The organism is Clostridium sp. UBA5988 (assembly GCF_002435615.1).
Classification (GTDB): Bacteria; Bacillota; Clostridia; order Clostridiales; family Clostridiaceae; genus Clostridium_J; species Clostridium_J sulfidigenes.
Genome location: NZ_DJBA01000044.1, coordinates 24798 through 50315 on the forward strand (window position 1 = coordinate 24798; position 25518 = coordinate 50315).

The following is a 25518-nucleotide window of genomic DNA, read 5'->3' on the forward strand; positions in this document are numbered from 1 at the left end:
TTAATGATTGGAGTGATTACATATGGTACAAAAGATTTCAGTTATGGTTGTAGATGACTCCGCTTTAATGCGAAAGATGATATCAGATATGATAAATATGGAAGATGACATGGAAGTGATAGCAATTGCAAGAAATGGAGAAGATCTTTTAGAAAAGTTAAAAAAGCAGGTTCCAGATGTTATCACTTTAGATATTGAAATGCCAAAGATGAATGGAATAGAAGCTTTGAAGAAAATAATGGAGTTAAAGATACCTACTAAAGTTATTATGATTAGTAGTTTAACACAAGATGGTGCCGAGGAAACTATGGAATGTTTAGATAATGGAGCTATAGATTTTGTACCAAAACCATCAGGTTCAATTTCTTTAAACATTAATGTAGTTAGAGAAATTTTAGTTTCAAAAATAAGAGGCATCAGATTTGTTAGAAAGACCTCGTCTATTAGTAACACAAAAAATGTTCACATTAAAGAAGATAAAAAAAGAGAAATACATAGGGTTTCTACAGTATTGAAAATAAGAGAAAGAGACTCAATGCCTAAAGCTGTAAGAAGTAAAGAAATAGGTAATAAAAAAATCTCAGCAATTGTAATGGGGGCATCTACAGGTGGTCCTAAGGCATTATTTAATGTCATTACAAACCTTCCAGAAAAATTAGGAGTTCCTATATTAGTGGTTCAGCATATGCCAGAAGGCTTTACAAAAGCCTTTGCTGAAAGACTTGATAAATTTTCTAAGGTTAAGGTGGTGGAAGCCAGGGAAGGTATGTCCATAGAAAAGGATGTTGTATATATAGCACCTGGTGGTAAGCATATGGAGATAAGTAGAAACAAAACTATAACCTTAAACTTAGAACCTCCAATGTGGGGAGTAAGGCCAGCTGTAGACAAGCTGTTTATATCAGGAGCTAAGGTATTTGGTGAGAATCTATTAGGTATTATCCTCACTGGTATGGGAAGAGATGGGGCTGATGGAATTATAGAAGTGAAAAAAGCAGGTGGAGCCACTATATCAGAAGATGAGTCTACTTGTATAATATATGGAATGCCTAAAGCAGCTTACGACACTAATATGATAGACGAAGTTATTCCACTTTATGATATTAGTAAAAAGATAGCTAATATAGTACTGGGGGATGTGAAGAATTAATGGATTTTACAAAGTTTGAAAATTTCGTATTAAGAGAGTTTAATTTAGATTTGTCTGGCTATAAATCAGCTCAGTTACATAGAAGAATACTTACTATTATGTCTAGAGCTGGAGCTAAAGATTTAGATGAATATATGGTATTAATAAAAAAAGATAAGGTCATAAGGGAAAAGTTTTTGGATTATGTTACGATAAATGTAACAGAGTTCTATAGAAACCCACAAATATTTCAGGAACTTGAAAATTTTATAAAAAGTGAATTATCCTATAATAGACCACTAAAAATATGGAGTGCAGCTTGCTCTATTGGGGCAGAACCTTATTCTATATCTATGATGCTAAAGGAGATGACTCCTAGTGTTAGGCATAAGATATTAGCAACTGATATAGATACTAACATCTTAATAAGAGCAAAAGCAGGAGAGTATGTAAGTGGAGATATTAAAAACATACCTAAAGTTAAGCTTCATAAGTATTTTAAACATGAGGGGGAAAAATTTATAATTAACCAGGAAGTAAAAGATCTAGTAACCTTTAAAAAACATGATCTTATATTAGATAGCTATGAAGGTGGCTTTGACATAATTGTATGTAGAAATGTGGTTATATATTTTACTAATGAAGTAAAAGAAAAAATTTATGAAAAGTTTTCTAAATCATTAAATCCAGGAGGTTTATTATTTATAGGTGCTACAGAAAGTATATATGGATATAAGAATTTTGGGTTTGAGAAACTTTCAACATTTATCTATAAGAAAATTTAAGGAGGGGTAACATGGACACTTCTCAATATCTATCTATGTTTTTAGAAGAGTCAAGTGACAATCTACAACTATTAAATGAATCATTGCTTATATTAGAAAATGATTCGGAAGATATGGAAATATTAAATCAGATTTTTAGAGTTGCACATACCATTAAAGGAATGGCTGCTACTATGGGGTATACTAAAATGGCAGAACTTACCCATAAGATGGAGGATGTACTTTCTAAGTTTAGAGAAGGACAACTTAAAGTAACCCATGAAGTGGTAACAGTATTGTTTAATTGTTTAGATATTTTAGAATCCATGGTAGGGGATATTACTGATGGAGGTGATGGAGACTTAGAGATTAATAACATTGTAACTCAGCTAGTAAAGATAGCAGAGGGAAATGAAAACATCCAAAAGGAAGAAAATTCACCAAAGGTAATTCAGAATAAAGATAAAGAAGGAGTACAAGATATAATTGGCAGTGAGGAGATTGTAGACTTAGGTCTTGATGAATATGATATTGATACCTTAAAGGAAGCTTTAAAGAATAATTTCAATATCTTCCATGTTCATGTTGGACTTGATGAAAAAACTATTTTAAAATCTGCTAGAGCATTTATTTTATTTCAGACTTTAGAGGAGAATGGAGAAATCCTAAAATCAAATCCAAAGCTTGAGGATTTAGAAAGTGAAAATTTTGATTTTGATATTGATTTAGTATTTGTAACAGAAGCATCTCAGGACATAATAAGAAATTCTATAAATGGAATATCTGAAATAAGGCAAGTTGAAGTAAGAGACATAAGTGGTTTAGTTAGAAATGGTAACAGTGTTAGCAATGCTAAAGAAGCTAATGAAATTGCTGCCACCGCTTTAGCTACTAATACTAAGGCTGCAAATACTACTGAAATTGCTAAAGACAAAGAAAGTTCTAACAAAGTAGTAGAACTAAAGGAATCAAAAAATAATCTTAAGGCAAAAACTGTAGAAACAGCACCTAAGGCCAAAGAAGAAAATAAAAAACAACCAGTAAAACACAAAAACAAAGGTGTTGGACAATCTGTTAGAGTTGATTTAGAAAGATTAGATAACTTTATGAATATGGTATCTGAGCTAGTAATCCATAGAACTAGATTAGAGCAAATAAGTGCTAATCATAAGATTGTGGAATTAAATGAAACCTTAGAAGAAGTAGCAAGAACTACTACTGATCTTCAAGATTTAGTTATGAAGATTAGAATGTTACCTTTAGATGTAGTGTTTAATAGATTCCCAAGAATGATAAGAGATTTATCAATGGAACTAAATAAAGAGATTGATTTTGAAATTCAAGGCCAGGATACAGAGCTTGATAGAACTGTAATTGAAGAGATAGGTGAACCTTTAATACATTTACTTAGAAATGCTGCAGACCATGGAGTTGAGTCAGCAGAAAAAAGAATTAGTCAAGGTAAGCCTCCTGCAGGAAAGATAAAATTAGTTGCATATTCAGAAGGTACCAAGGCTGTTATAAAGGTAGAAGATGATGGTAGTGGTATCAATGTAGAAAAGGTTAAGGCTAAGGCAGAGAAAGTTGGTATTAATACTGAAGGTATGAGTGATAATGATATAAAAAATCTTATCTTCGCTCAAGGGTTTAGTACTAATGAAGTAGTTACTGATATATCAGGAAGAGGAGTTGGAATGGATGTTGTAAAAACAAAAATTTCAAGCCTTGGAGGAACGGTGGATGTATTCAGTGAAGAGGGAAAAGGAACCTCCTTTATAATAAAGTTACCTTTAACTCTGCAAATAATTCAATCCTTACTTGTTAAGATTGGAACAGAGACTATGGCTATATCCTTAGGATTTATCGATAGAGTTATGGAATATAATCCAGAGGAAATTAAAAGAACAAACAATAAAGAAATTGTGGTATATAATGATAAGGTGTTTAAATTAGTAAGAATTAATGATAAATTAGATATAGAAAGTAAGGATTATGGAAAAAAATACGTAATACTTGCAAAGGTTGGCGAAAATGAAGTTGCCTTAGTCGTTGATTCATTATTAGGTCAAAAGGAAATAGTTATTAAAACCTTTGGGAATATACTAAAATCCACAAAAGAATACATTGGAGCTACCATATTAGGTGATGGATTAGTAACCTTAATTTTAGATGTAGCAGCACTTATTTAGGAGGAGAGCTATGGAGTTTACCGAGTTACAAATAGATGCATTGAGAGAGATAGGCAATATAGGTCTTGGAAATGCAGCTACAGCCATGGCGCAAATCTTAGGGAAAGAGATACAAATATCAGTTCCCAGGGTAAATGTTATTTCCTTAGAGGATATTTTTGAAAGGGTAGATGAAGAAACTGTAGTTTATGCAGTAATTGCAAGAGTTCTTGGTGAAGCCCCAGGAAATATATTATTTATGTTTGATACAGCTACAATGATGAAGATTGCAGAAATGCTAGTTGGAAAGCAAGAGGGAGAAGAATTAAATGAACTAGGTTATTCAGCCCTAGGAGAAATAGGTAACATAATATTTGCAACCTATATGAATGCCATAAGTCAAATGACTAACTTAAGGTTATTCCCATCGGTACCAGCGGTAACAAAGGACATGCTTACAGCAGTGCTTTCCACAACTTTCATTGAATCTGGTCAATTTAATGACTATGTATTAGATATAGAAACAGGATTTTCTCAGGAGAATGAAGACTTAAGAGGTGATTTTTATTTTATCCCAGCGCCAGGGTCTTTGGAAAGAATATTAGAATCATTAGGATTAAATTAACGGAGGTTATGTAGAAAATGGCAAGAGTATTAATAGTAGACGATGCGACTTTTATGAGAATGATGGTTAAGGATATTTTAGAGAAGAATGGATATGAAGTTATTGGAGAAGCTAATAACGGAATTAAGGCAGTGGAGATCTATAAAGCAGAAAACCCAGATATAGTAACCATGGATATTACAATGCCTGAGATGGATGGAATAGAAGCAGTTAAACAAATCAAAGCTTTTGATCCAAGTGCAAAGATAGTTATGTGTAGTGCAATGGGCCAACAAAGCATGGTTATGGATGCTATAAAAGCTGGAGCAAAGGATTTTATAGTTAAACCATTCCAAGCAGACAGGGTACTTGAAGCTATAAAAAAAGTATTAGGATAATATGGGGGGGATTTTAGTGCAAGTTGTGGTTTTTACAATAGGTGACGAAGAATTCGCAGTAGAGACAAGCAAAGTTCAAGGCATAAACGGACTAATGAAAATCACAAAGGTTCCCAAAGCGGAAAAATATATTAAGGGACTTATAAATCTAAGGGGAAGTATACTTTCCGTATTAGATATTAATCTTCTTTTAGGTATGAATGTAAGTGATGAAGACAATAATAACATTATAGTTTTAGAGTTAGATGGTGAGCAAGTTGGAATAACTGTAGATCATGTAGAAGAAGTTATGAATGTGGAAGAAGATATGATTAAAAGAGTTCATGAAGATAAAAGTAAGCCTTTTATAAAGGGACTTATTAATCTTGAAAATAGAATATTAACTATGATTGATATTGATAAACTACTACAATAGACCCACTGGGTAGAAAGAGGTAGAATATGGCAGAAACCTTATCGCAAAGTGAAATAGATGCACTTTTATCTGCCTTGTCTTCTGGTGACTTAGAACCAAGTGACATTGAAAAAGATGAAGAAAATGTCAAAATAAAAGATTATGACTTTAAAAGACCTCAAAAATTTTCTAAGGATGTTATTAGAGCTATAGAAGTTATTCATGATAATTATGCAAGGATAGTATCTAACTACTTGACAGCTCAGCTTAGAAGTAATGTTAAGGTGAAGATAGAGAATGTAGAACAAATTACATATGAAGAATTTATACATTCTATTCCAAGCACCACTGTGCTTAACTTGTTTAGGATGCCTCCCCTTGATGGTCAAATAATATTAGAGACTAACGAGGAATTTGTCCTTAGAATATATGATGTTCTAGCTGGAGGAAGTGGAGACAAAAAGCCTAAATTTAAGGAACTCACAGATATAGAAAAAAACATTATTAAGCATGTTAATCAAGAAATGATTTCTAAGTTAAAGTTAGCTTGGGAAGATGTTATGCAGGTAGAAACTATTCTGGATAGTATAGAAACTAATCCGGCATTGAACCAAATTCTAGCTCCTAATGAGCCGGTGGCATTAATAACTTTTAGTGTAGATATGTTTGATACAAGTTTACTTATCAATATTTGTATTCCACATCTTAGTATAGAAAAGGTTCTAGATAAGTTAGTTATAAAAAATTGGTTTAGCACCGTAGATAATGAACAAGGTGAAGAGGTAAAAGATAAAATAAATAAAGTTATAAAAAATGTAGACGTAGGAATGAAGGCTGTCCTTGGAGAAACGAAGATTTCTGTAAATGACTTTTTAAATTTATTTACAGGGGATATTATTACCCTAGATAGAAGCTATGATAGTACTGTTGATATTTATGTAGAAGATGAGCTTCTGTTTAAAGCTAAGCCTGGGTTAAAGGGTAAAAATAAGGCAGTTCAAATAATTGAATATATAGACAGAGGAGTTGAGAATGATGGATAATTCGTTTCTTTCACAAGAGGAAATAGATGCCCTTCTAAATGGAGATGGTGGTTCTTCGGAAGTTGAATCAGTTAATGAACCAGCTGAGGAATTATCAGATTTAGAAAAGGATTTATTAGGTGAAGTGGGAAATATATCTATGGGAACTGCAGCCACAGCGCTTTCAGCTGTAGTTGGTAAACCTGTAAATATCACAACTCCAACTATAACTCTTAGTACATTAAATAAGCTGAAAAAGAGCTTTAAAACACCTAATATAGTATTAGATGTTCAATTTGTCAGTGGAATAGTTGGGGGAAACCTATTTATAATAAATATTGAAGATTCAGCTGTTATAGCAAACTTAATGATGGGTGGAGATGGAGTTGTAGAGCCACCAAGTGAACTTTCTGAACTGGAAATAAGTGCTGTTCAAGAGGCTATGAACCAAATGATAGGTTCAGCTGCAACCTCCATGGCAACTATGTTCAGTAGAGAGGTAAATATATCACCTCCTATATCTTCTGTTTGTGATGAAAATTCAGAGGAGATATCTACAGATATATCTGCAGATGAAGAAATAGTTAATGTTTCTTTTAGAATGACCATAGGTGATCTAGTAGATAGTAATATTGTTCAAATATTACCAATTGCTACAGCAAAGAAGATTGTAAGTATTATGATGGGAACTGAAGAAGATGCACCAGTATCGGAATCTACAAAGGCACCCCTTGAAGAGAACGTTGTTACAGCACCTAAGGAAATCTCTAAGGATAATGAATATAAGGATAGCGAAGCAACTACAAAGGAAGCTAATAGCAATGATAATAATTACAGCCCTCAAGGTCAAGGAACTATAGAAAATCATTACGAAAGGCATGAGGAGCCTGTAAATGTGAAGGGAGCATCCTTTGGACAGTTAGAAGAAGTTAGAGGTGCAGAGATGCCTAAAAATATAGACTTAATCTTAGATGTTCCATTAGAATTATCAGTAGAACTTGGTAGAACAAAGAAGAATATAAGAGATATTCTAGCTCTTACTAGAGGTTCTTTAATTGAATTAAACAAACTAGCAGAGGAACCAGTAGACATTTTTATCAACGGTAAACGAATTGCCCATGGTGAAGTAGTTGTAGTAGATGAAAACTTTGGGGTTAAAATTACTGAAATTGCTAGTGGAGAAGATAGAGTAAAAAGTCTTTCTAAGTAAAGACTTTTTTTTCTATTAATGAGACAATAACAAGTTTGTAAAAAATTTACTAAAAAACCCTATAAACTTTAACTAAATAGATTCGAGTATAAAAGTAGAGAGAAATAGTTGGGAGTGAAAACATGAAAATTAATAATGGAAATATTCACGCTCTATATGTAAATAGCTATAAGACTAAAGAAAATATTAAAGCAGAAAATACTAAATCAAATAGGGATATGGTTAAGGATACTTGTCAGCTTTCAACTTTAGGAAAGAGCTTGAATAAATTAGCATTAGAAGAAGAAAACATTGGTATCAGTGATAAGGAAGTAGAAAAGATAAAAAGTAGAGTTTCTAAAGGAACATATACTGTGGATTCACAGGTTTTGGCTAAGGCTATGATGGCCTATGGGAAAGGTGGACAATAGATGAAAAACCAGCTTAAAGGAATATTAGAAGAAGAGCTAAAGGCAATAAAGGCTCTTGTAGATATTTTAGAAGCTCAACATGAACTATTGGTTCTTCAGGATGTGTTTAAATTAGAAGCTATAACTAAAGATATAGATGATCGTAGTAGAAACTTAGCAAGAGCTGAAGGTTTGAGAAGGAGCTTAACAGGAAAAGAATCTATTAAAAAAATAGTAGAAGAAGTAGATGAAAAGGAAATTACTCATATATATGATGAAATGGTTAAAGCTATTAACGCTTTAGTGATTCAAAAGGAAACTAATGAACTACTAATAAAACAAAGTCTTAGCTACACAAATTCTATGTTAGCTATGATAAGTCCTAAAAAAGAGCCGGTAGTTTATAATGGATATGGGAAAATAAAGAGATAAGGAGAAGGTTATGTCAGGATTATTTGCAACATTAAATACATCAAAGGGCGGTATGTTTGCTCAACAGCAATATATTAATGTAACGAGCCATAATATTTCAAATGCCAATACAGAAGGGTTCTCAAGACAACATATTGTACTTCAAACAGCAAGACCCCAAACCATAGCAGGGGGAGCAGGTCAAATTGGTACAGGTGTAACAGTTAGCTCTATTGAAAGAACAAGAAATCAGTTTCTTGACTATCAAATAAGAAAAGAAAGCTCACTTCTTGGTAATTATGGTGTTAGACAAGACTACTTATCAGAAATTGAAGGTATCTTTAATGAACCTTCTGATACAGGAATATCAGAGCTTATGTCAGAGTTTTTTGATGCCTGGCAAACTCTTTCTAAGAATCCAGAAAAATCCGATGCTAGAACAGTAGTAGCTCAAAAGGCAAAAGCTTTAGCAGATGAACTAAATCATACCTATAAGAAGTTAAATGATACTAAGGATAATGCAGCTAAAGAAATACAAAGTAACCTTTTTGAGATAAATACAACCCTTGATCAGTTAAATTCTATAAATAAAGAAATAATAACTGTTACTATTGCAGGGAACAATCCTAATGACTTATTAGATAGCAGAGATTTACTTTTAGATGAGCTAAGTACAAAATTTGGTATCGATACTAGAAATCAAATACTTAATGGAATTACTTGTAAACCAGAAGATAATTTAGACTTAAGTTTAATAAGAAATAAAGATTCAGATGGGATAAATAAGTTTGCATATGTAAATAAGATAGATAATGTTACTGGACCTACTGGTGGAAATATAACTTGTGATATAGAATATTATAAAAATGGAGATACCACTTCAGATAAGAATAAGGTTACTTTAAAAGGAGTTACCCTTTCTGAGAAGCAATATGAAGACTTAAAAAATGGAAGAGTTCTTGTAACTGATGAAAATGGTAATGTTGTGGATGAAAATGGAAATGATATTGATCCTAATGTAGGTGGAAAGTTAGGCGAAAATTCAATATTTAATCCATCCTCAGGAAGGATAGGTGGACTTCAATCAATTCATGAAGATGCTGAAAGTTACATAGAACAAGCTAATACCTTAGCAAAAACTTTAGCATTTGCAGTAAATGCTATTCATACAGAGGGGATTGAAGATAAGGATAAGCAGCCTTTCTTTGTTAATTCAGGAAATAACCCTTTTGATTATGATGGTATTACAGCAGGAAATATAGGGATGAATTCGGATATCCTAAAAAATGTTATGCTAATTCAGGCTGGAGCAAGTAAGGGTTCAGGTTCTACGGATGGAGATAGAGCACTAGCATTGGCTAGCCTAAGAGACTTTGGCCTTAATATAGATAGTATTCAAAGTGGGAAAAAGGGTGCTGATGACTATAAATATGTGGATTTTGTAAAGGAACATTTTGAAACTACTGCTGGAGAAGTACCAAAGTTTAAAACTATAGATGGAGGAGTTAAGGTAGAGGGCTTCTTTAAAAATACTATAAATAAGCTGGGAGTTCAGTCTGAGGAAGCTACAAGAATTGTTAAAAATCAAAATACTTTATTAAAGGGACTTCTTGAAAGAAGACTTTCAACTTCAGGAGTATCCCTAGATGAGGAAGCAATAAATCTTGTACAATTCCAACATGCCTTCCAAGCTAATGCAAAGGTAATAACAACGGTAGATCAACTCCTTGATGTAGTAATTGGTCTAGTTAGATAAAAAGATAAGAAGTTGAGGTGATAAAATGAGAATAACTCATGGTGTAATGGTTAGTGGCTTTTTAGGTGATATGAATACTAACTTAAATAGCTTAAATAAAATACAGAAGCAATTAAATACTGGTAAGGAGTTTTCAAAACCTTCCGATGACCCTTTTAAAGTAGCAAGGTCCATGCAGATGTATTCAGAAATAAATGCTAATAAACAATATAACACTAATATTAAAGATACTATAAACTGGATGGATACCACAGACACAGCTCTAAGCAATGGTACTAAATGTCTTCAGAGAATAAGAGAACTTATGGTATCCGCTGGAAATGCTGCCTATGGTACCTCAGAACTAACTGCTATTAAAGAAGAGATAAATGAGAGAGTAGCAGAGTTTGGACAAATTTTAAACACTAGCTTTGATGGAAAGTATATCTTTGGTGGTAAGGATGGAGCTTCAAGGCCGGTAGAGGTAAAGCAGGATAGTACAACTGAACAAAATTCTATACGTATTGCAGAAAAAGATGGAGCTATTAGTCTAGCTATAAATCAATCTCTAAAAGTAGAGATATCCTCTGGGGTTACAGTGGATTACAATGTAAATGCGGTAGACGTATTATGGTTTAAGGATAAAGATGGTAATGGTGTTGATGTTCAACAGTTCTTTGATGATCTTCTAAATAATTTGAGTGATGTAAATGGTAAGTCAAAGGTTGTAGGAGAAAACTTGGATCAAATTGATAAAGTTATAGAAAATATGCTTAGTATAAGTGCTAAGGTTGGTACTGTGCAAAATAGGATGGAAAGTGCTAAGGATCTAAATACAGCACAGAATGAAAACCTTACAGAAATACTATCTGGTAATGAAGATATAGATTTCATGGAAAAGAGTATGGAGATGGCTGTAGCAAGAACTATCTATGTAGCATCCCTACAAACTAGCTCCAAAGTCCTTCAGCCATCAATTCTGGACTTTTTATAAGCTATGAAAATTCTTTTCCGTGACATGATAAGTGCTTGAAGCAAAATTTATATTAAGAAACTCTAATAAAGATAAGAGGTGTTATGATGACTACAGAGAAAATAGATAAGAAAGTTATTACCTTTAATAATGGGCTGCCGGGGTTTGAGAACTTAAAGACTTTTGTTCTTGAGGAGATAGAAGGGTCAGAGCCTTTTAAGACACTTAAGTCTACAGAGGATGAGAATATAGGCTTTGTAACTATAGTTCCCTTTGATTTTAAAGTGGATTATGAGGTTAAGTTAACTGAGGCTGTTATAAATTCTCTTAAGATAGAAGCTCCTGAGGATGTTTTGATTTTAAATACGGTTACTCTTAATAGTGATGTTAAGAAGATAACTACAAATCTAAAGGCTCCTATTATAATAAATTCAAAAAATAACTTAGGGTATCAAATGATTCTAGATAGGGAAAACTATAGCATTAAACATCCCTTAATAAAGGAGTGATAGTATGCTAGTGGTAACAAGAAAACCAGGTGAAGGAATTAAAATTGGAGACGATGTAGAGATAACTATAGTTAAAATTGACGATAACTCTGTTAAGGTATCTATCAATGCACCTAAGGAAGTTAAAATATTAAGAAGTGAACTTTATAAAGAAGTAGGAGAAGAAAACATCAATGCTTCTAAAATAAACATGGAGCTATTACCTAAAATAAAAAAATAATTTTGTACATAACCCCCAAATAGTTAAATATTTTTAACTATATGACTATATAAATAGTTAGCTATATAAATATAAAACTATATAGCTATATAACTAGTTAAATAGTTAACTAGTTGTTGTCATAGTGAGGGGTTGAGAGGTTTAGTATATATATATCAGGGAAGATAATTAATATAATTTACCGAAACATTTATTATAAAATATTATAATTTGGGGGAATTAATATGGAAGTTAGTAGAGTTAATGTTGGAAGAACCATGGAAGGTGTAACTCCAGCAAGAGAAGTTCAACATGTTTCAGAAAATAATGCAACGACACAGGAATCTATAGATAAAAATCAAAAATATAAATTAGAAGAGATTCATAAGGCTGTTGATAAACTTAATAAATTTATGGAAGATGAAGATATCCATGCAGAGTATGAGGTGCATGATAAACTAAACCAGATAATGATAAAGATAGTAGATAATAAAACCAAGGATGTATTACTTGAAGTACCACCAAAAAAAATATTAGATATGGTTGCTAAAATGTGTGAAATGGTGGGGATACTTGTAGACAAAAAGGCCTAAACTGGAGGAGATAAAATGTATAATGCAGGTGCTAATGCATATAACGCGTACAAAAATAATAGTGTGAATTATGCTTCTAAGGAGCAATTACTTTTAATGCTTTTAGATGGAGCAGTAAAATTTGCTAAAATGGCTAGACAAGCTATATTAGATAAAGACATTAAAAAAAGCCATGAAAATCTTGTAAAGACTCAGGATATATTTACAGAACTTATGATTACTTTAGATCAAAATGCTGGTGAATGGGCTGTAAATATGTATAAAATATATGATTTTATAAAAGAAAAACTTTTCCAGGCAAATTTAAAAAAGGATGTAAAAATTCTTGATGAAGTTATGCCACTTATAGAAGAAGTAAGAAACACATGGCAGGGGGCTTATGAAGTTTCAAAAGGAAAAAGATAAGGAGGAATAAATATGAGAATAACAGGACTAGCCACAGGGCTTGATATGGATCAATTAGTTAAGGAAACCATGCAACCCTACAGAATTAGAATTCAACAACAACAACAGAAAAAGGAAATAACTGAGATAAAGCAACAACTCTACAGAGATGTAATTAAAGAATCTAGGGAGCTTTACAATAAGTATTTTGATGTGGCTAAAACAGATAGTTTGCTTTTAAGTAAGAATTGGTCAACGGCAAAATTTACTTCATCTAATGAAAATGTGTTAACTGTTACTAGTGGTAGTGATGCAAAGCCAGGAAATTATACTGTAACAGGAAATATAGCCACAGCGGCTAAGGCAACAGTTACCTCAGATATGATTATAGATGACAAGGTTTTAATAAATGGAAAAGAATTTACTCTTAAAGGTGATACAGCAAAAGCAAGGGCTGAAAATTTGAATAAAGAATTAAAAGCAGCTGGAATGAATGTAGCAGTTAGATATAGTGATTTTGCAGGAACAGAAGCTGGAAATAAAAGTGGATTTATCTTTGAATCTACAGTTTTAGGTAAGGATAGTACTTTTACAATTGGTGGGACAACTTCTACTGTAACAACTATAGAAGGTAGAGATGCAGACATAACAATAAAAGACGGTAAAGGTGGAGAGTATAAACACACTGGTACTTCTAATACTGTAACTCTAGACGGAATAACTTTTAAATTTACAGGGGAAATACCAAAAGATAGCACCATTGATGTAAACGGCAAGAGTGATGTTACGGAAGTAAAAGAGAAGGTCGTTAATTTTATAAATGATTATAATAAGCTTATGGAAAAGCTAAATACTCTAACTTCAGAAAAAAGAAATAGAAACTTTATGCCATTAACGGATGAACAAAAGAAGGAAATGTCTGAAAGTGAAATAAAGCTTTGGGAAGAAAGAGTGAAAAAAGGACAACTATATAAAGATTCTGATGTATCAAGAATAGCAAATTCCATGAAAAGTGATATGAAGGGACTTGTAGAAGGTGTAGATGGGTATCTGGAAAAGCTTGGAATTAAACCTGTTTCAGATTATCAAGGTACTAAAAATGGAACATATACCATAGATGAAACAAAACTTACAGAAGCCCTAGAAAATAACTCAGAAGAAGTAATGAAGCTTTTCATAAGTAGTCCCACTTCAGTAGAAGGTATGACTGACCAAGAAAAAAATAGCAAAATGGGAATTGCCCAAAGATTAAAAACTACACTTTATAATGAAACAGTAACTGTAGTTTCATCACTAATTAAAAAAGCTGGAATAGAAGGGTCTGCAACTGTAGCCAATAATGAACTAACAAAATCCATAGAAAAGTATGAAAGAAAAATGGTAGATATGGAGAAAGACTTTTCAAGAAGAGAGCAACAGTTATACTCAAAATGGGCAACCATAGAAAGTATGATGAATAAATTAAACTCTCAACAAAGCTATCTAATGTCACAATTAGGAATGGCATAGACTATGGAGTTAAGAGAGTTATTATTGGAATATAAAGAAATTACTGAAGGCTTTATTAAGATCATGGAAGATGAAGAATATGAAGTAAAGGGTCAGAGTCTTTTAAATAAAAGAGAAGAGTTATTAAGTAAGTTGAAAGCCATGGATTTTGATAAAAAGGAATTTACAGAGATTTTCAAAGAGTTAAATTTAGTGACCTTGGAAGAAATGGCATCTAAATTACTTAATGGTGAGAAAAATAAAATTAAAGAAGAGATTTTTAATTTGAAAAATAATCGTAACGCAGCTAAAACTTATGGTGTTAACTTTAAAAATATTAATTTTATTAATAAAGAAGTATAAAGTAAAGTTTGAAATCTTCGATAAAATAATTATAGGGATTGAAAAGTATAGTAACTAAAAATATTTCAAGAAAATATAAAATTATCTATAAAGTAATATATTATCAATCCGAGTATTTTAGTATAAGGCTTAAGCAAAAACTCTATATAGGGCGAAAGTTGAGAGTTGAAAATTGAAATTGGAGAGTTAAGGAAATTTTTCTTTTCTGCGTTCAGAAAAATCAACAATTAACAACAAACTATTAACTATCAATTCTCCACTGAATAAATCTATATAAATAAGTATAAAATTTTAAATAGATTTAAAAAGGAGGTTGAGAAGTTGAAAGAAAGTTTAGTTTATGATAAAACCTTTAAGTTTGCTGTTAGGGTAGTCAATATGTATAAGTACTTATCAAAGGAACAAAATGAATATACACTTTCAAAACAAGTGTTAAGGTCTGGTACAAGTGTAGGTGCAAATGTTAAAGAAACTTTGCAGGCATCTAGCAAACGAGATTTTTTAATGAAGATGAATATAGCATTAAAAGAATTATGAGAAACTGATTATTGGCTAGAACTTCTAAAAGCAACTAATTACTTAGTTGCAAAAGCATCTGAATCACTAATAAGTGATTGTAAAGAACTAAATAAAATACTTGCGTCAATAGTAAAAACAACAAAAGAGAATTTGAAGTAGGAGAAACTGAGATAACTCTCAACTATCCACTCTCAATTCACAACTAAAACCGCTAGTAGGCTCAAAGAGCTTAACTATAAATAAAACAGTGGAAAAGGATGTCCACTTTAAAAATCAAGGAGGGAACTATTATGATAATTAATCACAATATGAATGCTATGAATGCTCATAGAATGATGAGTGGGAACACAGCTACTGCTGGAAAGGCTATGGAAAAACTTTCTTCAGGTCTTAGAATAAACAGAGCTGGAGATGATGCAGCAGGTCTTGCTATATCAGAAAAAATGAGAGGTCAAATCAGAGGTCTTGACCAAGCTTCAAGAAACGGACAAGATGCTATATCAATGATTCAAACAGGTGAAGGTGCTTTAAATGAAACTCATAGTATTCTTCAAAGAATGAGAGAATTAGCAGTTCAATCAGCAACTGATACTAATACATCTGATGATAGAGCTAAAATACAAGCTGAAACAGACCAATTAGCTAAAGAAATAACAAGAATATCTAATACAACTGAGTTCAATACTCAAAACTTAATGGCTGGTGGATTAAGTAGCAAATTTCAAATAGGAGCAAATGCAAACCAAGATGTAAGCTTTAGTATTAATGCTATGGATGCATATTCACTAGGAGTAGCTGGTGATGCTAAATCAGCTAACACATTTGTAACAGGTGATGCTAAAATTGATGGAGTGCAAAATGCAGGAAGAGGATTAGATACTGGAGATTATACTATTACAACTTCAATTACAGCATCTAGCGCAGGTACTGTTTCAGAAGATGTTAAGACAGATGCAGCAAACACAACAACATTAGTAGTTACTAATGATGATAAATTTACAGGTGATGTAGATGCGAATTACACTGTTCAAGTTAGTAAAGTAAGTACTGATGCTGATGCTAAAGCAACTGAAATAAAATATTCTAAAGATGGTGGAAGTTCATGGAAAACTGTAGCACTTTCAGCAGGAGTAGCTGATATAGATGGTATGACATTTACTTTGGGAACTGCAGGTGCACCAGCAGGTAGTAGTGATTTTACAGTTGGAGACCAATATTCCTTTAAAGCAACAGCGGCAAAAGGAACATTACAATTATCTACAGGTGGAACAAATATTGGTGGACCAGTTTCAATTAAATACTCTGATACAAAGGTTCAATTAGGTTCTATTGAAGATGGAAAGACAATAGATGCTAATATTACATTTAAAAACGTAGTTGATGCTAAAACATCTACATTTAAAATTGGCGAAGTTAAATCAGAAGCAGCTGCAACAACAAATGGAAATGTTACTAAAGAGGCAGTTGCAGCCGTTGGTATAGATGTTAGTAGCCAAAAGAAAGCATCAGAAGCTATCACAAAGATTAACTCTGCTATAACTAAAGTTTCAGAAGAAAGAAGTAAAATGGGTGCTTACCAAAACAGATTAGAGCACACAATAGCTAACTTAGGAACTTCATCAGAAAACTTACAATCAGCTGAATCAAGAATTAGAGACGTAGACATGGCTAAAGAAATGATGAACTTCTCAAAGAACAACATTCTTAGCCAAGCTGCTCAAGCAATGCTTGCTCAAGCTAACCAACAACCACAAGGAGTTCTTCAATTATTAAGATAATTGAGAATCTAAATCTTTGATTTAGTTATTCGAACTTACTCAGCTACCGATAGGGAGTCGAGTTTCATTTAATTGATAAACTTATAATAGTAATAGTAAGGAGTCAGAGTGAAAACTCTGGCTCCTTTTTATGAAGTTAACCTATAACTAATGGGATGGTTCTTGCGGTTGTAAGTCTGGGAAACAGGAGCGAAGTTACTAATTTATTTTCAATGTGATTACAGATTTAAAAATAAATTTCACAAGGAGAAATATTTGTAGGGTTAAAAAAGATAGGAGTGTTGAAAATGGGAAAATATTTAAATGGTTCTGCTAAAACTGGGGAAAAAATTATAAAGAATTGGGATTTATTTAGATATGAATTTGAAAGTTTAGATGAAAACGAAAATAAAATTTTTTATAAGTTTTATTGGAATTTTGATGAACAACATGGGTATATATATATTACCTATAATATTAAAACAAAAGAAATATCTAATAGTTCTCTGATTAATACAAATCTAAGTAGTAAATATAAATTTAATAGACCCTTAGGGTTATACAATGATAATAGTTTATATGAAGTATTTGTAAAAATACTTCAATCTCAAGGTAAAGAGGTAAAAGGAATATTTGCAAATTAGGAGCAAGTTCGTTAGCAAAGTTACCTCGCTAGAGCGATAGGCACTAGTAAAACAATGCATAAATAATAGGGAGGTAAACATTATAGACATAGCAGCCCTATCAATGAGTTTAAACAAAATGAAAATAATTCAAACAAGCTAATTTATCAATAATGAAAATGGCAATGATTAAAGGACAAAATCAAATGAATGACATGATGAAGATGGCACAGGAAAATATCAAGATGATTGAGCAAGCAAGGAATAAGAAAGAATATAGTTAGAAAAGTAGCTGGTAAAAGTCAATATAATATTAAGGATACTGAATATAATAGAAGAAAAGATCTATCATTACTAGATAGTGAAGCTACGTAGCTTTGTTGAATACTCATAAAATTAAAATGTGTCTTTGGTTTTTAATGAATATATTTTTATATACAGGCATATTGAGTGTTGTGTACTGCTATATAATAAATTTTAGTATGTAATGGATATTAAAGAGAAGAATAAGGATTAAGTTTGGAATTGAATAGAATAAAGTTTAATTATAGCAAAAGGCACTTAATTATGTTATTGAGTGCTTTTGTTATGGATAAAAATATTGACAAGTATAATTATAATATTGATGTTGTAATATTAATGTGATATTATTATAATATTAATTTAATATTTAGGAGGTATTTTATGTTGCCGGATATAATTCAAAATTTTACATTACAAGCTCCATATTTAAATCAAATGAATATAATAAGCTTCAACATGGGTATAAAATCAACTACAGGAGAAAAGATTTTAAGAGTTAAGACAATTGATGGAAAGGTATTTATAAAAACGATATCTTTAAGTGGAATAGTTAGTACTGAATTTATAGAAATCCCAGAATTTAACACTTCGCAGCAAAGAGATTTATTAATAATAGACTTGAGGAAAAAAGGATTAATTCAAGATGACATAGCAGATTATTTAAATATAAGTCAGTCAACAGTATCTAATGTACTAAGGAAAGTAGTAATAAAATAAGCAATATAAAATTTTATTTAATTGGAGGAAAATATGGAAATGAAATATAACAGTAAAATGATCTGCAAAATTTGTGAAAAGGAAATTGCAGTTAATGATGCAAAAGTAGAGTGGTTAATAGATGTACATGATAAATTTAATCTTAAAGATATATATTTGTGCCATAAAGAGTGTTCAGCTGGTTATAATTCAGCAAAAGCATTGGTAGGAGATTTTGATTTGAATTTATATATATATAAAGAAGAATATGTTTTTTCAAGATTAAATGAAATGAAAGAGCAATATCCGTATTTATCAAATGATATTAGCGAAATTATATTAAAATTATTTATATAACACCACTTTATAAGTAATCAAATTTAAATTACAAAAAAATACAACGAACCAAACGATTTAACCCTGAACAAACTAATCATAGCAATACAAATAATCTGAAAGGGTGTGTTTGGTTCTATGAATAGTATTAACAGTAAATCAATAATTAAAACATTAAATAGTTATCTTTCTTCATATAAAGATATATTTTATGAAAGAAGTTTTAAAAACTTCACTATGATAATCATGGCAATGCTTTCTATTCAAGAGGTTCGCTCAATTAAATTCCTCTACGAGAAATTTATAAAAAAGCATTGGGATTGTTGTTTGAATAGATTTTACTATTTTCTTGCTGATAAAAACTTTAATATTTCTAAACTTGCATTAGCTACGCTTAAGATTGGACTAAGCATTATTCCAACGGAAATCAAGGATACGGTATCAATATATTTAATAGTAGATGATAGATGATACACTTAAATCTAGACACTAAGGTGCCAAGACACTAAGGTGCCAGGCACTTGCAAAAAAATGTAAAGGTAAAAGGAGGAGTAACTATGGATGTAGCAGCATTATCAATGGTAATGAATCAATCTAGAGTACAAGAAGCAGCTAGTGTTTCGGTAATGAAGATGGCAATGGATACTGGCAAAGAAACTGCTACTCAGATGACAGAAATGATGAAGGGTATTACAGTAGAACCTAATTTAGGTAATCGCTTGGATGTTAGGGTATAGATATGAATGAAAAGGAAGAACTTAAGCAAAAGTTAGAGAAGGAGCTTGGGTGGGTACAGTATAGGCAGAAGGTGTTGGATATTATTGAAGAGAAGTTACTACATATGAAGGTGATGGCGGAAGAGGCTAAAGAGATTAATTTGAGTTCAGAAGAATTAAAAAAGCTAAATGATAAACTAAACATTTTAGCTTCACAGGTAAATGAATTAGATAATGAAAGTAAAAGTTTAAAAAATGTGAGTGAGAATATTTTACAGTGAGCATCTATAGTTTAATGGTAGCTATAGGTGCTTTTTTTATCACTGGAGTGATAGACACTTGTAAAATAATAAGAAACATGAAAGTTATTGGTTTAGTTATAAATTTATCTATAAATGATGTTTTAACTCAAGAAAGTACAAACTTCAATTTTATAAATAATTAATTATAAAAGAACTATTCATAGTCGGAGGGTTATTACCTGTGGCTCTTTTGTTATATGCTTAATGCTTATTAGGGTGTAAGAATAATGTAGTGATAAGCAGAATAAAACATTATCATTCTTTGATTTAAAAATTTTTATTAATGCATGAAAATATAAAATTAAACATATTTATATAAAAATATATATAAATTGATTATGTGTACTATTGAGGTATTTATGGTAATATTATATAATTACTTTATGATAGGTTTAACTATAAAATAAAGAGATTATTCTCAAGGATGATACAGTGAAGGAGGATAAGTTGTGGTATTAATTTTAACAGATAAGTTTGATGAACATGCTAATTTAATTATAAAGAAATTACAGAAAATAAACTTAGATTTTTTTAGATTAGATTTAGATGTTAATTCATTAAGATCTACTACTATAACATTTAATAATAATATATGGTATATACAAAATGAAAATGGAACATTTAAGTCTACAGATGTTAAATGTATATGGAGTAGAAGAGCATTTGTAGAATTAACTTTAGAAGAGCAAAGTGAACAAAATAATGATTTCAAGATATGGAAAAATGAGTGGAATAAAACTCTTTTAGGATTATATCTAAGCTTAAGTAAAGCTAAGTGGCTAAATCCATTAAGAAAATCATATAAAGCTGAAAATAAATATTTACAGATGCAATTAGCAAATGAAATAGGGTTTAATCTTCCTGACACTACAGTATCTAATAATCGTGATTGGCTCAAAGATTTTTGCTTAAACCATAGTAATAATGTAGTTTTAAAGCTGATGTCACAAGAATTCTATAAAACAGAAGAAGGATTTAAAGGACTATATGTGAATAAGATCAATTGTAATGATTTGGAGGAGTTTAAACAATATGATGAAAATCCTATAGTTTTACAAGAATATATAGACAAGCTATATGAAGTTAGATATACCGTTGTTGGAGAAGAACATTTGGTATGTAAGATAGAATCACAAAAATCAAAAATTGCGAATATAGATTGGAGACGATATGATATAGCGAATACACCGCATTCTATAATTGAACCACCAGAAAAAATAAAAGAAATGGTAAATATATTTATGAAAAAGTTACAAATAGAATATGGTGCTTTAGACTTTATAGTTTCTAAAAATGGAGAATGGTTTTTTCTTGAAGTGAATTCAATGGGTCAATGGTTATGGATTGAAGAACTTTCAGGATTAAATATTTCAGGAGCAATTATTAACTGGATAAAGAATAATATTTAAAAAGAGAGGATGATTTTAGTATGAAAGTATTTGCAACAAAGTTTTTAGAGGGTCCATCAAATGATGTGTTAGATAAGGATGAGAAATGGTCTTGGAAACCATATGATGATGAAGTATGTAACATATATGCTTCGGGAGCAGCAACTTCTACAAAATCTTCAACTTATGCTGCAGAAAAAGATGATCGTTCAGATTCAGATAGACCTAATGAAGGAATGTTCGTGGCATAATACAAATAAGTTATTGAAGTATTTTATATTTGAATTCTTATATGAAAACGTATAAATAGAACTTATAATAGAGTATATAAGACATCGAATATTATTTTGACACTAAACTTTTAATATTGAATTATTAAAATGTGAATTTGTAGTGAGTCTTTAAGCTATAAATCCACATTTTTTTACTTTCTTTTCAAGGTTGCTCACTACTCACTAGGGTGACAGGAACTTGGAGAAAACTGAAAAGTAAAGAATTAAAAAACATTAAGCTGTCAGTAAATATAGATAATAAAAATTGACAAGAGAATAATAAATAGCGATTACATATTATCATATTTTAAAAACATAAAAGTTATGTGTGGTGATATAATAAGGTGACAGGCACTTGTGAAACATTGGAAACAATAAGAGGTGATAATTTTGCATTATAAACTAAACACATTATATTTTAGTGCTACAGATACAACTAAGAAAGTAATATCTGGTATAGAAGAAGGACTTTCGGAAGCTATGAACCTAAAGGCAAGCATAAATAGTATTGATTTTACCTTACCAAAGATAAGGGAGAAATCTGTATCTTTTTCAAAGGATGATATTGTTATTGTAGGAGTTCCAGTTTATGCAGGGCGAGTGCCTAATGTGCTTTTAAAGTATTTAAATTCTATTAGAGGTAATGGTGCTTTGGCTGTTGCAGTGGTGGTTTATGGAAATAGAAATTATGATGATGCTTTGATAGAGCTAGGGGATATATTAGATTTAGATGGTTTTAAGGTTATTTCAGGGGCTGCTATTATAGGTGAACATTCTTTTTCTAAAACCTTGGCTAAGAATAGACCTGATGAAAAGGATATGGACATAGTTAAAAGTTTTGCTGATAAAATATATAGTAAAATTGCTAATGGAGTAGATGGACAAGTTTTATTTGAAAAAGAAGACAAGCCTTATAGAAATTATTATATGCCTAGGGATGAAGAGGGAAAACCTGTTGATATAAGAAAGGTTAAACCAAAAACTAAGGATAATTGCATGGATTGTAAACTTTGTGCTTCAGTTTGTCCCATGGGATCTATTGACTTTGAAGATGTGACTAAAGTTAATGGAATTTGCATTAAATGTTGTGCATGTATTAAAAAATGTCCTGTAGAGGCTAAGTATTTTGATGACATGGGATATTTAAAACATAAAGAAGAATTAGAGATTAATTTCATACATAGAAAAGAACCAGAATTATTTTTGTAAAGGCACAGTGGTCATCTGGGAGATTCAAACCTAGCTATATCAAGGGTTTACTCTAGGAAGAACTTAAAAAGCTCAAAACATAAGAACATAAAAAGTATTAATGGCTAAGAATAGCTGTTAATGCTTTTTAAATGTCATAAAGTTTATAAAAAACCATAAAGTTATTATAATAAATATCGATAATATTATTAATTTTAATTATATATTGCTAAAATTTTGTGACAGAGGAGATTAAACTTATGAAAAGCTTAAAATGGGAAATAACAACCATTATTCTTACTATTATTATAATTATTTCAATGTCTATGATGTTTATGGGACTTTTTAAGTCATTTAATGTTACTAAAAATATTATTAACAAACAATCTGAAGATGCAATAGGTTCAGGTTATAATATGCTTGAAATTTATCTTAAGGAACAGTTTGGTACATTAAGTCTTAATGATGATGGGAAACTTATAGACTCTAATGGTAAGCCAATTGATGGTGACCATGAGTATATTGACAAATTGACAGAAGGTATGGATATACTTGCCACTGTCTTTGCTAAGTCTGGTGAGGATTATGTGAGAGTTTTGACTACAATTAGAGATGATAAAGGGGAACGAATTATTGGAACAAAATTGGATGCTAGTGGTAAAGCCTATGAAGAGATTTCAAAGGGTAATGAATACTTTGGAGAAGCTGATATTTTAGGCGAAAAGTATATGACAAAGTATGCACCTATTTTTGGTGATAATAATGAAGTCATAGGTATTTATTATGTTGGTAAATCTGTAGAATCAATTTTAGATATATATAATGAAGGGGTATTATCTACCATAAAATCGGTAGTTATAGTAATTGTTATTGGGTTACTTATATCTGTTGTTATAAGCTATGGCTTAGGGTCATCAATTACGAAGCCAATAACCGCTTTAACTGGAATTATAAAAAAACAGTCAAACTTAGACTTCAAACTTGATGAAAAGGGAGAAGCAATAAAATATATAAAGAGAAAAGATGAAATAGGTGTTATGGCAAATTCTCTTAAGGTTATGGAGGACAATGTAAGAGACTTTGTTATAAAAACTTCAGAGGGTGCAGAAAAGGTAGTGGCAACTTCCCAGGAACTAACAGCAACAGCGGAGCAATCAGCCATAGCTTCTGAAGAGATATCAAGAACTATAGAAAATATAGCTAGTGGAGCAAGTAGCCAAGCTCAAGATACAGGAGAAGCGGCTTTAAGTGTAGAAGAAATGGGTAGTTTACTAGAAGAGAATAAAGAATATACAGAGGAATTAAATAACGCGGCAAAGGATATAGAAAAGGAAAAAGAAGAAGGGTTTATTATATTAAAAGATTTAGTATTAAAAACGGGAGAAAGTAATAATGCTTCTGAAGAGGTATATGAAATTATAATTAGTAATAACGAAAGTGCAGAAAAGATTGAAAAGGCAAGTACAATGATTCAATCTATATCGGAACAAACAAATCTACTTGCTTTGAATGCAGCAATTGAAGCAGCAAGAGCAGGTGAGCATGGAAGAGGTTTTGCCGTAGTAGCAGAAGAAATAAGAAAACTTGCTGAAGAATCTAATAATTTTACAGGAGAAATTAAAACTGTAATTGAAGAGCTAAAATTAAAATCTGAAAATGCAGTAAGTAGAATGGAACTTGTGAAAAACATAGTAGATTCCCAATCTGAAAGTGTAGAAAAAACAGAAGAAAAGTTTAAAGGGATAGCAAATTCTATAGAAATAACTAATAATGTTATAGATAAGCTTAATGAATCATCAGAAAAAATGAATGAAAATAAAGAAAAGCTTGTAGACTTAATGCAAAATCTATCTGCTATAGCAGAAGAAAATGCAGCAGGAACTGAGGAAGCTTCAGCAGCTATAGAAGAACAATCAGCAAGTATCGAAGAAATAGCCAATGGCAGTGAAGGATTAGTAAATATTATAGATGAACTACAAGGTATTATCAATAAATTTACAGTATAAATATTCCACGGGGTCAGACCCCGTGGTAAAAACTGCTTTTCAAATTCAGTTGATTGAAGATGGACATATATGGATTGATGCATTGGAAAAGAGAAGCTTAATGGCGCATACTTATAATGAAGAAGTGGCTGAAGAGGCAGTGGAGCTTATTCGTAAATCCTATTATCCTATTATTAAAAAATTATGTTCTAAGTTGGAGGAATTACAGTGAGTTTTGGGCTAAGAGAATTAGACTTAGAATATATAGTTTCCTAGGGAAAACTTTAAATAGTTAAATATGTTAGGGGGCCATACCCCAATGGAAGAAGAATATGTTGATATTCTTCTTTTTGTATAGTCAGCATTTATGCTGAGCCGGCAGGCTGAGAGAAATTATAAGAGAAACATTAAAATATATAGATAAAGCTTATAATCATGATAAAATAAACATAGAAGATTATAATGAAATGACAATAATAATAGAGAATATTAATTCTTATTTTTTAGATATGTATGGAAAATATGAAAATATAGATGAGGAGGTTAGAGTTATGGTAAAAAGTTTTTATGATCCTAAGGTAGAGGAAAGAGGCATCGAAAAAGGCGAAAAAAATAAAGCTATAGAGATAGCTAAAAACTTATTAGATATTTTAGATGATGAAACTATTTCTATGAAAACAGGTTTAACAATAGAAGAAGT

The 25518-nt window shown here is 31.2% G+C and carries 31 protein-coding genes and 1 pseudogene; all 32 read left to right on the plus strand.

What is annotated here, in order from left to right:
* Positions 1-22 precede the first annotated feature (22 nt).
* The 32 genes and pseudogenes from B3J31_RS11000 (at position 23) to B3J31_RS11155 (ending at position 25050) form a co-directional block, all read left to right on the plus strand.
* Entirely contained in the window at positions 23-1150 is a 1128-nt protein-coding gene (locus B3J31_RS11000; protein ID WP_346867719.1) for a chemotaxis response regulator protein-glutamate methylesterase, read from the plus strand.
* Positions 1150-1914, plus strand: a complete 765-nt coding sequence (locus B3J31_RS11005; RefSeq protein ID WP_150845044.1) for a CheR family methyltransferase — start codon at positions 1150-1152, stop codon at positions 1912-1914. Before B3J31_RS11000 ends, B3J31_RS11005 begins: the two co-directional genes overlap by 1 nt.
* Positions 1915-1925: 11 nt before the next feature.
* On the plus strand, positions 1926-4082 hold the full coding sequence (locus tag B3J31_RS11010; protein WP_346867720.1) for a chemotaxis protein CheA: 2157 nt from the start codon (positions 1926-1928) through the stop codon (positions 4080-4082).
* A gap of 10 nt (positions 4083-4092) precedes the next feature.
* Positions 4093-4686, plus strand: a complete 594-nt coding sequence (locus B3J31_RS11015) for a chemotaxis protein CheC (RefSeq protein ID WP_150845046.1) — start codon at positions 4093-4095, stop codon at positions 4684-4686.
* A 17-nt stretch (positions 4687-4703) separates the two neighbouring features.
* Entirely contained in the window at positions 4704-5063 is a 360-nt protein-coding gene (locus B3J31_RS11020; protein WP_035129202.1) for a response regulator, read from the plus strand.
* A 16-nt stretch (positions 5064-5079) separates the two neighbouring features.
* The gene (locus tag B3J31_RS11025; protein WP_346867721.1) at positions 5080-5478 is read left to right on the plus strand and encodes a chemotaxis protein CheW; all 399 of its coding nucleotides are present in this window, start codon (positions 5080-5082) and stop codon (positions 5476-5478) included.
* Between the two features lie 26 nt (positions 5479-5504).
* Complete coding sequence (fliM, locus tag B3J31_RS11030; RefSeq protein ID WP_035129204.1) at positions 5505-6500, plus strand: flagellar motor switch protein FliM; 996 nt, start codon at positions 5505-5507, stop codon at positions 6498-6500.
* The gene (gene fliY, locus B3J31_RS11035; RefSeq protein WP_346867722.1) at positions 6493-7689 is read left to right on the plus strand and encodes a flagellar motor switch phosphatase FliY; all 1197 of its coding nucleotides are present in this window, start codon (positions 6493-6495) and stop codon (positions 7687-7689) included. Before fliM ends, fliY begins: the two co-directional genes overlap by 8 nt.
* A 122-nt stretch (positions 7690-7811) precedes the next feature.
* Positions 7812-8099 (plus strand): flagellar biosynthesis anti-sigma factor FlgM, encoded by a 288-nt coding sequence (locus B3J31_RS11040; RefSeq protein WP_346867723.1) that lies wholly within the window; start codon positions 7812-7814, stop codon positions 8097-8099.
* Positions 8100-8510 carry a flagellar export chaperone FlgN gene (locus B3J31_RS11045; protein ID WP_150845051.1) on the plus strand — a complete coding sequence of 137 codons (411 nt, stop codon included), beginning with the start codon at positions 8100-8102 and terminating at the stop codon, positions 8508-8510.
* Between the two features lie 10 nt (positions 8511-8520).
* Positions 8521-10245 carry a flagellar hook-associated protein FlgK gene (gene flgK / locus B3J31_RS11050; RefSeq protein ID WP_346867724.1) on the plus strand — a complete coding sequence of 575 codons (1725 nt, stop codon included), beginning with the start codon at positions 8521-8523 and terminating at the stop codon, positions 10243-10245.
* Between the two features lie 25 nt (positions 10246-10270).
* Positions 10271-11218, plus strand: a complete 948-nt coding sequence (gene flgL, locus B3J31_RS11055) for a flagellar hook-associated protein FlgL (RefSeq protein WP_346867725.1) — start codon at positions 10271-10273, stop codon at positions 11216-11218.
* Between the two features lie 86 nt (positions 11219-11304).
* Positions 11305-11706, plus strand: a complete 402-nt coding sequence (gene fliW / locus B3J31_RS11060; protein WP_346867726.1) for a flagellar assembly protein FliW — start codon at positions 11305-11307, stop codon at positions 11704-11706.
* 4 nt (positions 11707-11710) lie between these two features.
* Positions 11711-11926: a carbon storage regulator CsrA gene (gene csrA, locus B3J31_RS11065; RefSeq protein WP_147519768.1), complete on the plus strand. Its 216-nt coding sequence runs from the start codon at positions 11711-11713 to the stop codon at positions 11924-11926.
* Positions 11927-12150: 224 nt separating this feature from the next.
* On the plus strand, positions 12151-12498 hold the full coding sequence (locus tag B3J31_RS11070; protein ID WP_346867271.1) for a flagellar protein FlaG: 348 nt from the start codon (positions 12151-12153) through the stop codon (positions 12496-12498).
* A gap of 15 nt (positions 12499-12513) precedes the next feature.
* Positions 12514-12903 carry a flagellar export chaperone FliS gene (gene fliS, locus B3J31_RS11075; RefSeq protein WP_150845057.1) on the plus strand — a complete coding sequence of 130 codons (390 nt, stop codon included), beginning with the start codon at positions 12514-12516 and terminating at the stop codon, positions 12901-12903.
* Between the two features lie 12 nt (positions 12904-12915).
* Positions 12916-14391 carry a flagellar filament capping protein FliD gene (gene fliD / locus B3J31_RS11080; protein ID WP_346867272.1) on the plus strand — a complete coding sequence of 492 codons (1476 nt, stop codon included), beginning with the start codon at positions 12916-12918 and terminating at the stop codon, positions 14389-14391.
* 24 nt (positions 14392-14415) lie between these two features.
* Complete coding sequence (locus B3J31_RS11085; protein WP_346867273.1) at positions 14416-14733, plus strand: hypothetical protein; 318 nt, start codon at positions 14416-14418, stop codon at positions 14731-14733.
* 321 nt (positions 14734-15054) lie between these two features.
* Positions 15055-15411, plus strand: a pseudogene (locus tag B3J31_RS11090) (four helix bundle protein).
* Between the two features lie 131 nt (positions 15412-15542).
* On the plus strand, positions 15543-17030 hold the full coding sequence (locus B3J31_RS11095; RefSeq protein WP_346867274.1) for a flagellin: 1488 nt from the start codon (positions 15543-15545) through the stop codon (positions 17028-17030).
* Positions 17031-17317: 287 nt separating this feature from the next.
* Positions 17318-17653: a hypothetical protein gene (locus B3J31_RS11100; protein ID WP_346867275.1), complete on the plus strand. Its 336-nt coding sequence runs from the start codon at positions 17318-17320 to the stop codon at positions 17651-17653.
* A gap of 228 nt (positions 17654-17881) precedes the next feature.
* On the plus strand, positions 17882-18007 hold the full coding sequence (locus B3J31_RS11105; RefSeq protein ID WP_346867276.1) for a hypothetical protein: 126 nt from the start codon (positions 17882-17884) through the stop codon (positions 18005-18007).
* Positions 18008-18316: 309 nt separating this feature from the next.
* On the plus strand, positions 18317-18652 hold the full coding sequence (locus tag B3J31_RS11110) for a helix-turn-helix domain-containing protein (protein ID WP_346867277.1): 336 nt from the start codon (positions 18317-18319) through the stop codon (positions 18650-18652).
* Positions 18653-18685: 33 nt separating this feature from the next.
* A complete protein-coding gene (locus B3J31_RS11115; RefSeq protein WP_346867278.1) occupies positions 18686-18988 on the plus strand; it encodes a hypothetical protein in 303 nt (100 codons plus the stop codon).
* Positions 18989-19105: 117 nt separating this feature from the next.
* A complete protein-coding gene (locus B3J31_RS11120) occupies positions 19106-19438 on the plus strand; it encodes a hypothetical protein (protein ID WP_346873985.1) in 333 nt (110 codons plus the stop codon).
* A gap of 86 nt (positions 19439-19524) precedes the next feature.
* Positions 19525-19704, plus strand: coding sequence for a YjfB family protein (locus tag B3J31_RS11125; RefSeq protein ID WP_346868448.1), 180 nt, complete (start codon positions 19525-19527; stop codon positions 19702-19704).
* 2 nt (positions 19705-19706) lie between these two features.
* On the plus strand, positions 19707-19964 hold the full coding sequence (locus tag B3J31_RS11130) for a hypothetical protein (RefSeq protein ID WP_346868447.1): 258 nt from the start codon (positions 19707-19709) through the stop codon (positions 19962-19964).
* Positions 19965-20434: 470 nt separating this feature from the next.
* On the plus strand, positions 20435-21394 hold the full coding sequence (locus B3J31_RS11135; protein ID WP_346868446.1) for an MvdC/MvdD family ATP grasp protein: 960 nt from the start codon (positions 20435-20437) through the stop codon (positions 21392-21394).
* A 20-nt stretch (positions 21395-21414) separates the two neighbouring features.
* Positions 21415-21624: a hypothetical protein gene (locus B3J31_RS11140; RefSeq protein ID WP_346868445.1), complete on the plus strand. Its 210-nt coding sequence runs from the start codon at positions 21415-21417 to the stop codon at positions 21622-21624.
* A gap of 411 nt (positions 21625-22035) precedes the next feature.
* Positions 22036-22854, plus strand: a complete 819-nt coding sequence (locus B3J31_RS11145) for an EFR1 family ferrodoxin (protein ID WP_414632092.1) — start codon at positions 22036-22038, stop codon at positions 22852-22854.
* A 239-nt stretch (positions 22855-23093) separates the two neighbouring features.
* Positions 23094-24839: a methyl-accepting chemotaxis protein gene (locus B3J31_RS11150; protein WP_346868444.1), complete on the plus strand. Its 1746-nt coding sequence runs from the start codon at positions 23094-23096 to the stop codon at positions 24837-24839.
* A gap of 22 nt (positions 24840-24861) precedes the next feature.
* Positions 24862-25050 (plus strand): nucleotidyltransferase substrate binding protein, encoded by a 189-nt coding sequence (locus B3J31_RS11155; RefSeq protein WP_414632091.1) that lies wholly within the window; start codon positions 24862-24864, stop codon positions 25048-25050.
* Positions 25051-25518 lie beyond the last annotated feature (468 nt).

Coding starts and splice junctions, on each gene's coding strand:
- B3J31_RS11000 (WP_346867719.1), top strand. CDS start 23: ATGGTACAAAAGATTTCAGTTATGGTTGTAGATGACTCCGCTTTAATG.
- B3J31_RS11005 (WP_150845044.1), top strand. CDS start 1,150: ATGGATTTTACAAAGTTTGAAAATTTCGTATTAAGAGAGTTTAATTTA.
- B3J31_RS11010 (WP_346867720.1), top strand. CDS start 1,926: ATGGACACTTCTCAATATCTATCTATGTTTTTAGAAGAGTCAAGTGAC.
- B3J31_RS11015 (WP_150845046.1), top strand. CDS start 4,093: ATGGAGTTTACCGAGTTACAAATAGATGCATTGAGAGAGATAGGCAAT.
- B3J31_RS11020 (WP_035129202.1), top strand. CDS start 4,704: ATGGCAAGAGTATTAATAGTAGACGATGCGACTTTTATGAGAATGATG.
- fliM (WP_035129204.1), top strand. CDS start 5,505: ATGGCAGAAACCTTATCGCAAAGTGAAATAGATGCACTTTTATCTGCC.
- fliY (WP_346867722.1), top strand. CDS start 6,493: ATGGATAATTCGTTTCTTTCACAAGAGGAAATAGATGCCCTTCTAAAT.
- B3J31_RS11040 (WP_346867723.1), top strand. CDS start 7,812: ATGAAAATTAATAATGGAAATATTCACGCTCTATATGTAAATAGCTAT.
- B3J31_RS11045 (WP_150845051.1), top strand. CDS start 8,100: ATGAAAAACCAGCTTAAAGGAATATTAGAAGAAGAGCTAAAGGCAATA.
- flgK (WP_346867724.1), top strand. CDS start 8,521: ATGTCAGGATTATTTGCAACATTAAATACATCAAAGGGCGGTATGTTT.
- flgL (WP_346867725.1), top strand. CDS start 10,271: ATGAGAATAACTCATGGTGTAATGGTTAGTGGCTTTTTAGGTGATATG.
- fliW (WP_346867726.1), top strand. CDS start 11,305: ATGACTACAGAGAAAATAGATAAGAAAGTTATTACCTTTAATAATGGG.
- csrA (WP_147519768.1), top strand. CDS start 11,711: ATGCTAGTGGTAACAAGAAAACCAGGTGAAGGAATTAAAATTGGAGAC.
- B3J31_RS11070 (WP_346867271.1), top strand. CDS start 12,151: ATGGAAGTTAGTAGAGTTAATGTTGGAAGAACCATGGAAGGTGTAACT.
- fliS (WP_150845057.1), top strand. CDS start 12,514: ATGTATAATGCAGGTGCTAATGCATATAACGCGTACAAAAATAATAGT.
- fliD (WP_346867272.1), top strand. CDS start 12,916: ATGAGAATAACAGGACTAGCCACAGGGCTTGATATGGATCAATTAGTT.
- B3J31_RS11095 (WP_346867274.1), top strand. CDS start 15,543: ATGATAATTAATCACAATATGAATGCTATGAATGCTCATAGAATGATG.
- B3J31_RS11100 (WP_346867275.1), top strand. CDS start 17,318: ATGGGAAAATATTTAAATGGTTCTGCTAAAACTGGGGAAAAAATTATA.
- B3J31_RS11110 (WP_346867277.1), top strand. CDS start 18,317: ATGTTGCCGGATATAATTCAAAATTTTACATTACAAGCTCCATATTTA.
- B3J31_RS11115 (WP_346867278.1), top strand. CDS start 18,686: ATGGAAATGAAATATAACAGTAAAATGATCTGCAAAATTTGTGAAAAG.
- B3J31_RS11120 (WP_346873985.1), top strand. CDS start 19,106: ATGAATAGTATTAACAGTAAATCAATAATTAAAACATTAAATAGTTAT.
- B3J31_RS11125 (WP_346868448.1), top strand. CDS start 19,525: ATGGATGTAGCAGCATTATCAATGGTAATGAATCAATCTAGAGTACAA.
- B3J31_RS11130 (WP_346868447.1), top strand. CDS start 19,707: ATGAATGAAAAGGAAGAACTTAAGCAAAAGTTAGAGAAGGAGCTTGGG.
- B3J31_RS11140 (WP_346868445.1), top strand. CDS start 21,415: ATGAAAGTATTTGCAACAAAGTTTTTAGAGGGTCCATCAAATGATGTG.
- B3J31_RS11150 (WP_346868444.1), top strand. CDS start 23,094: ATGAAAAGCTTAAAATGGGAAATAACAACCATTATTCTTACTATTATT.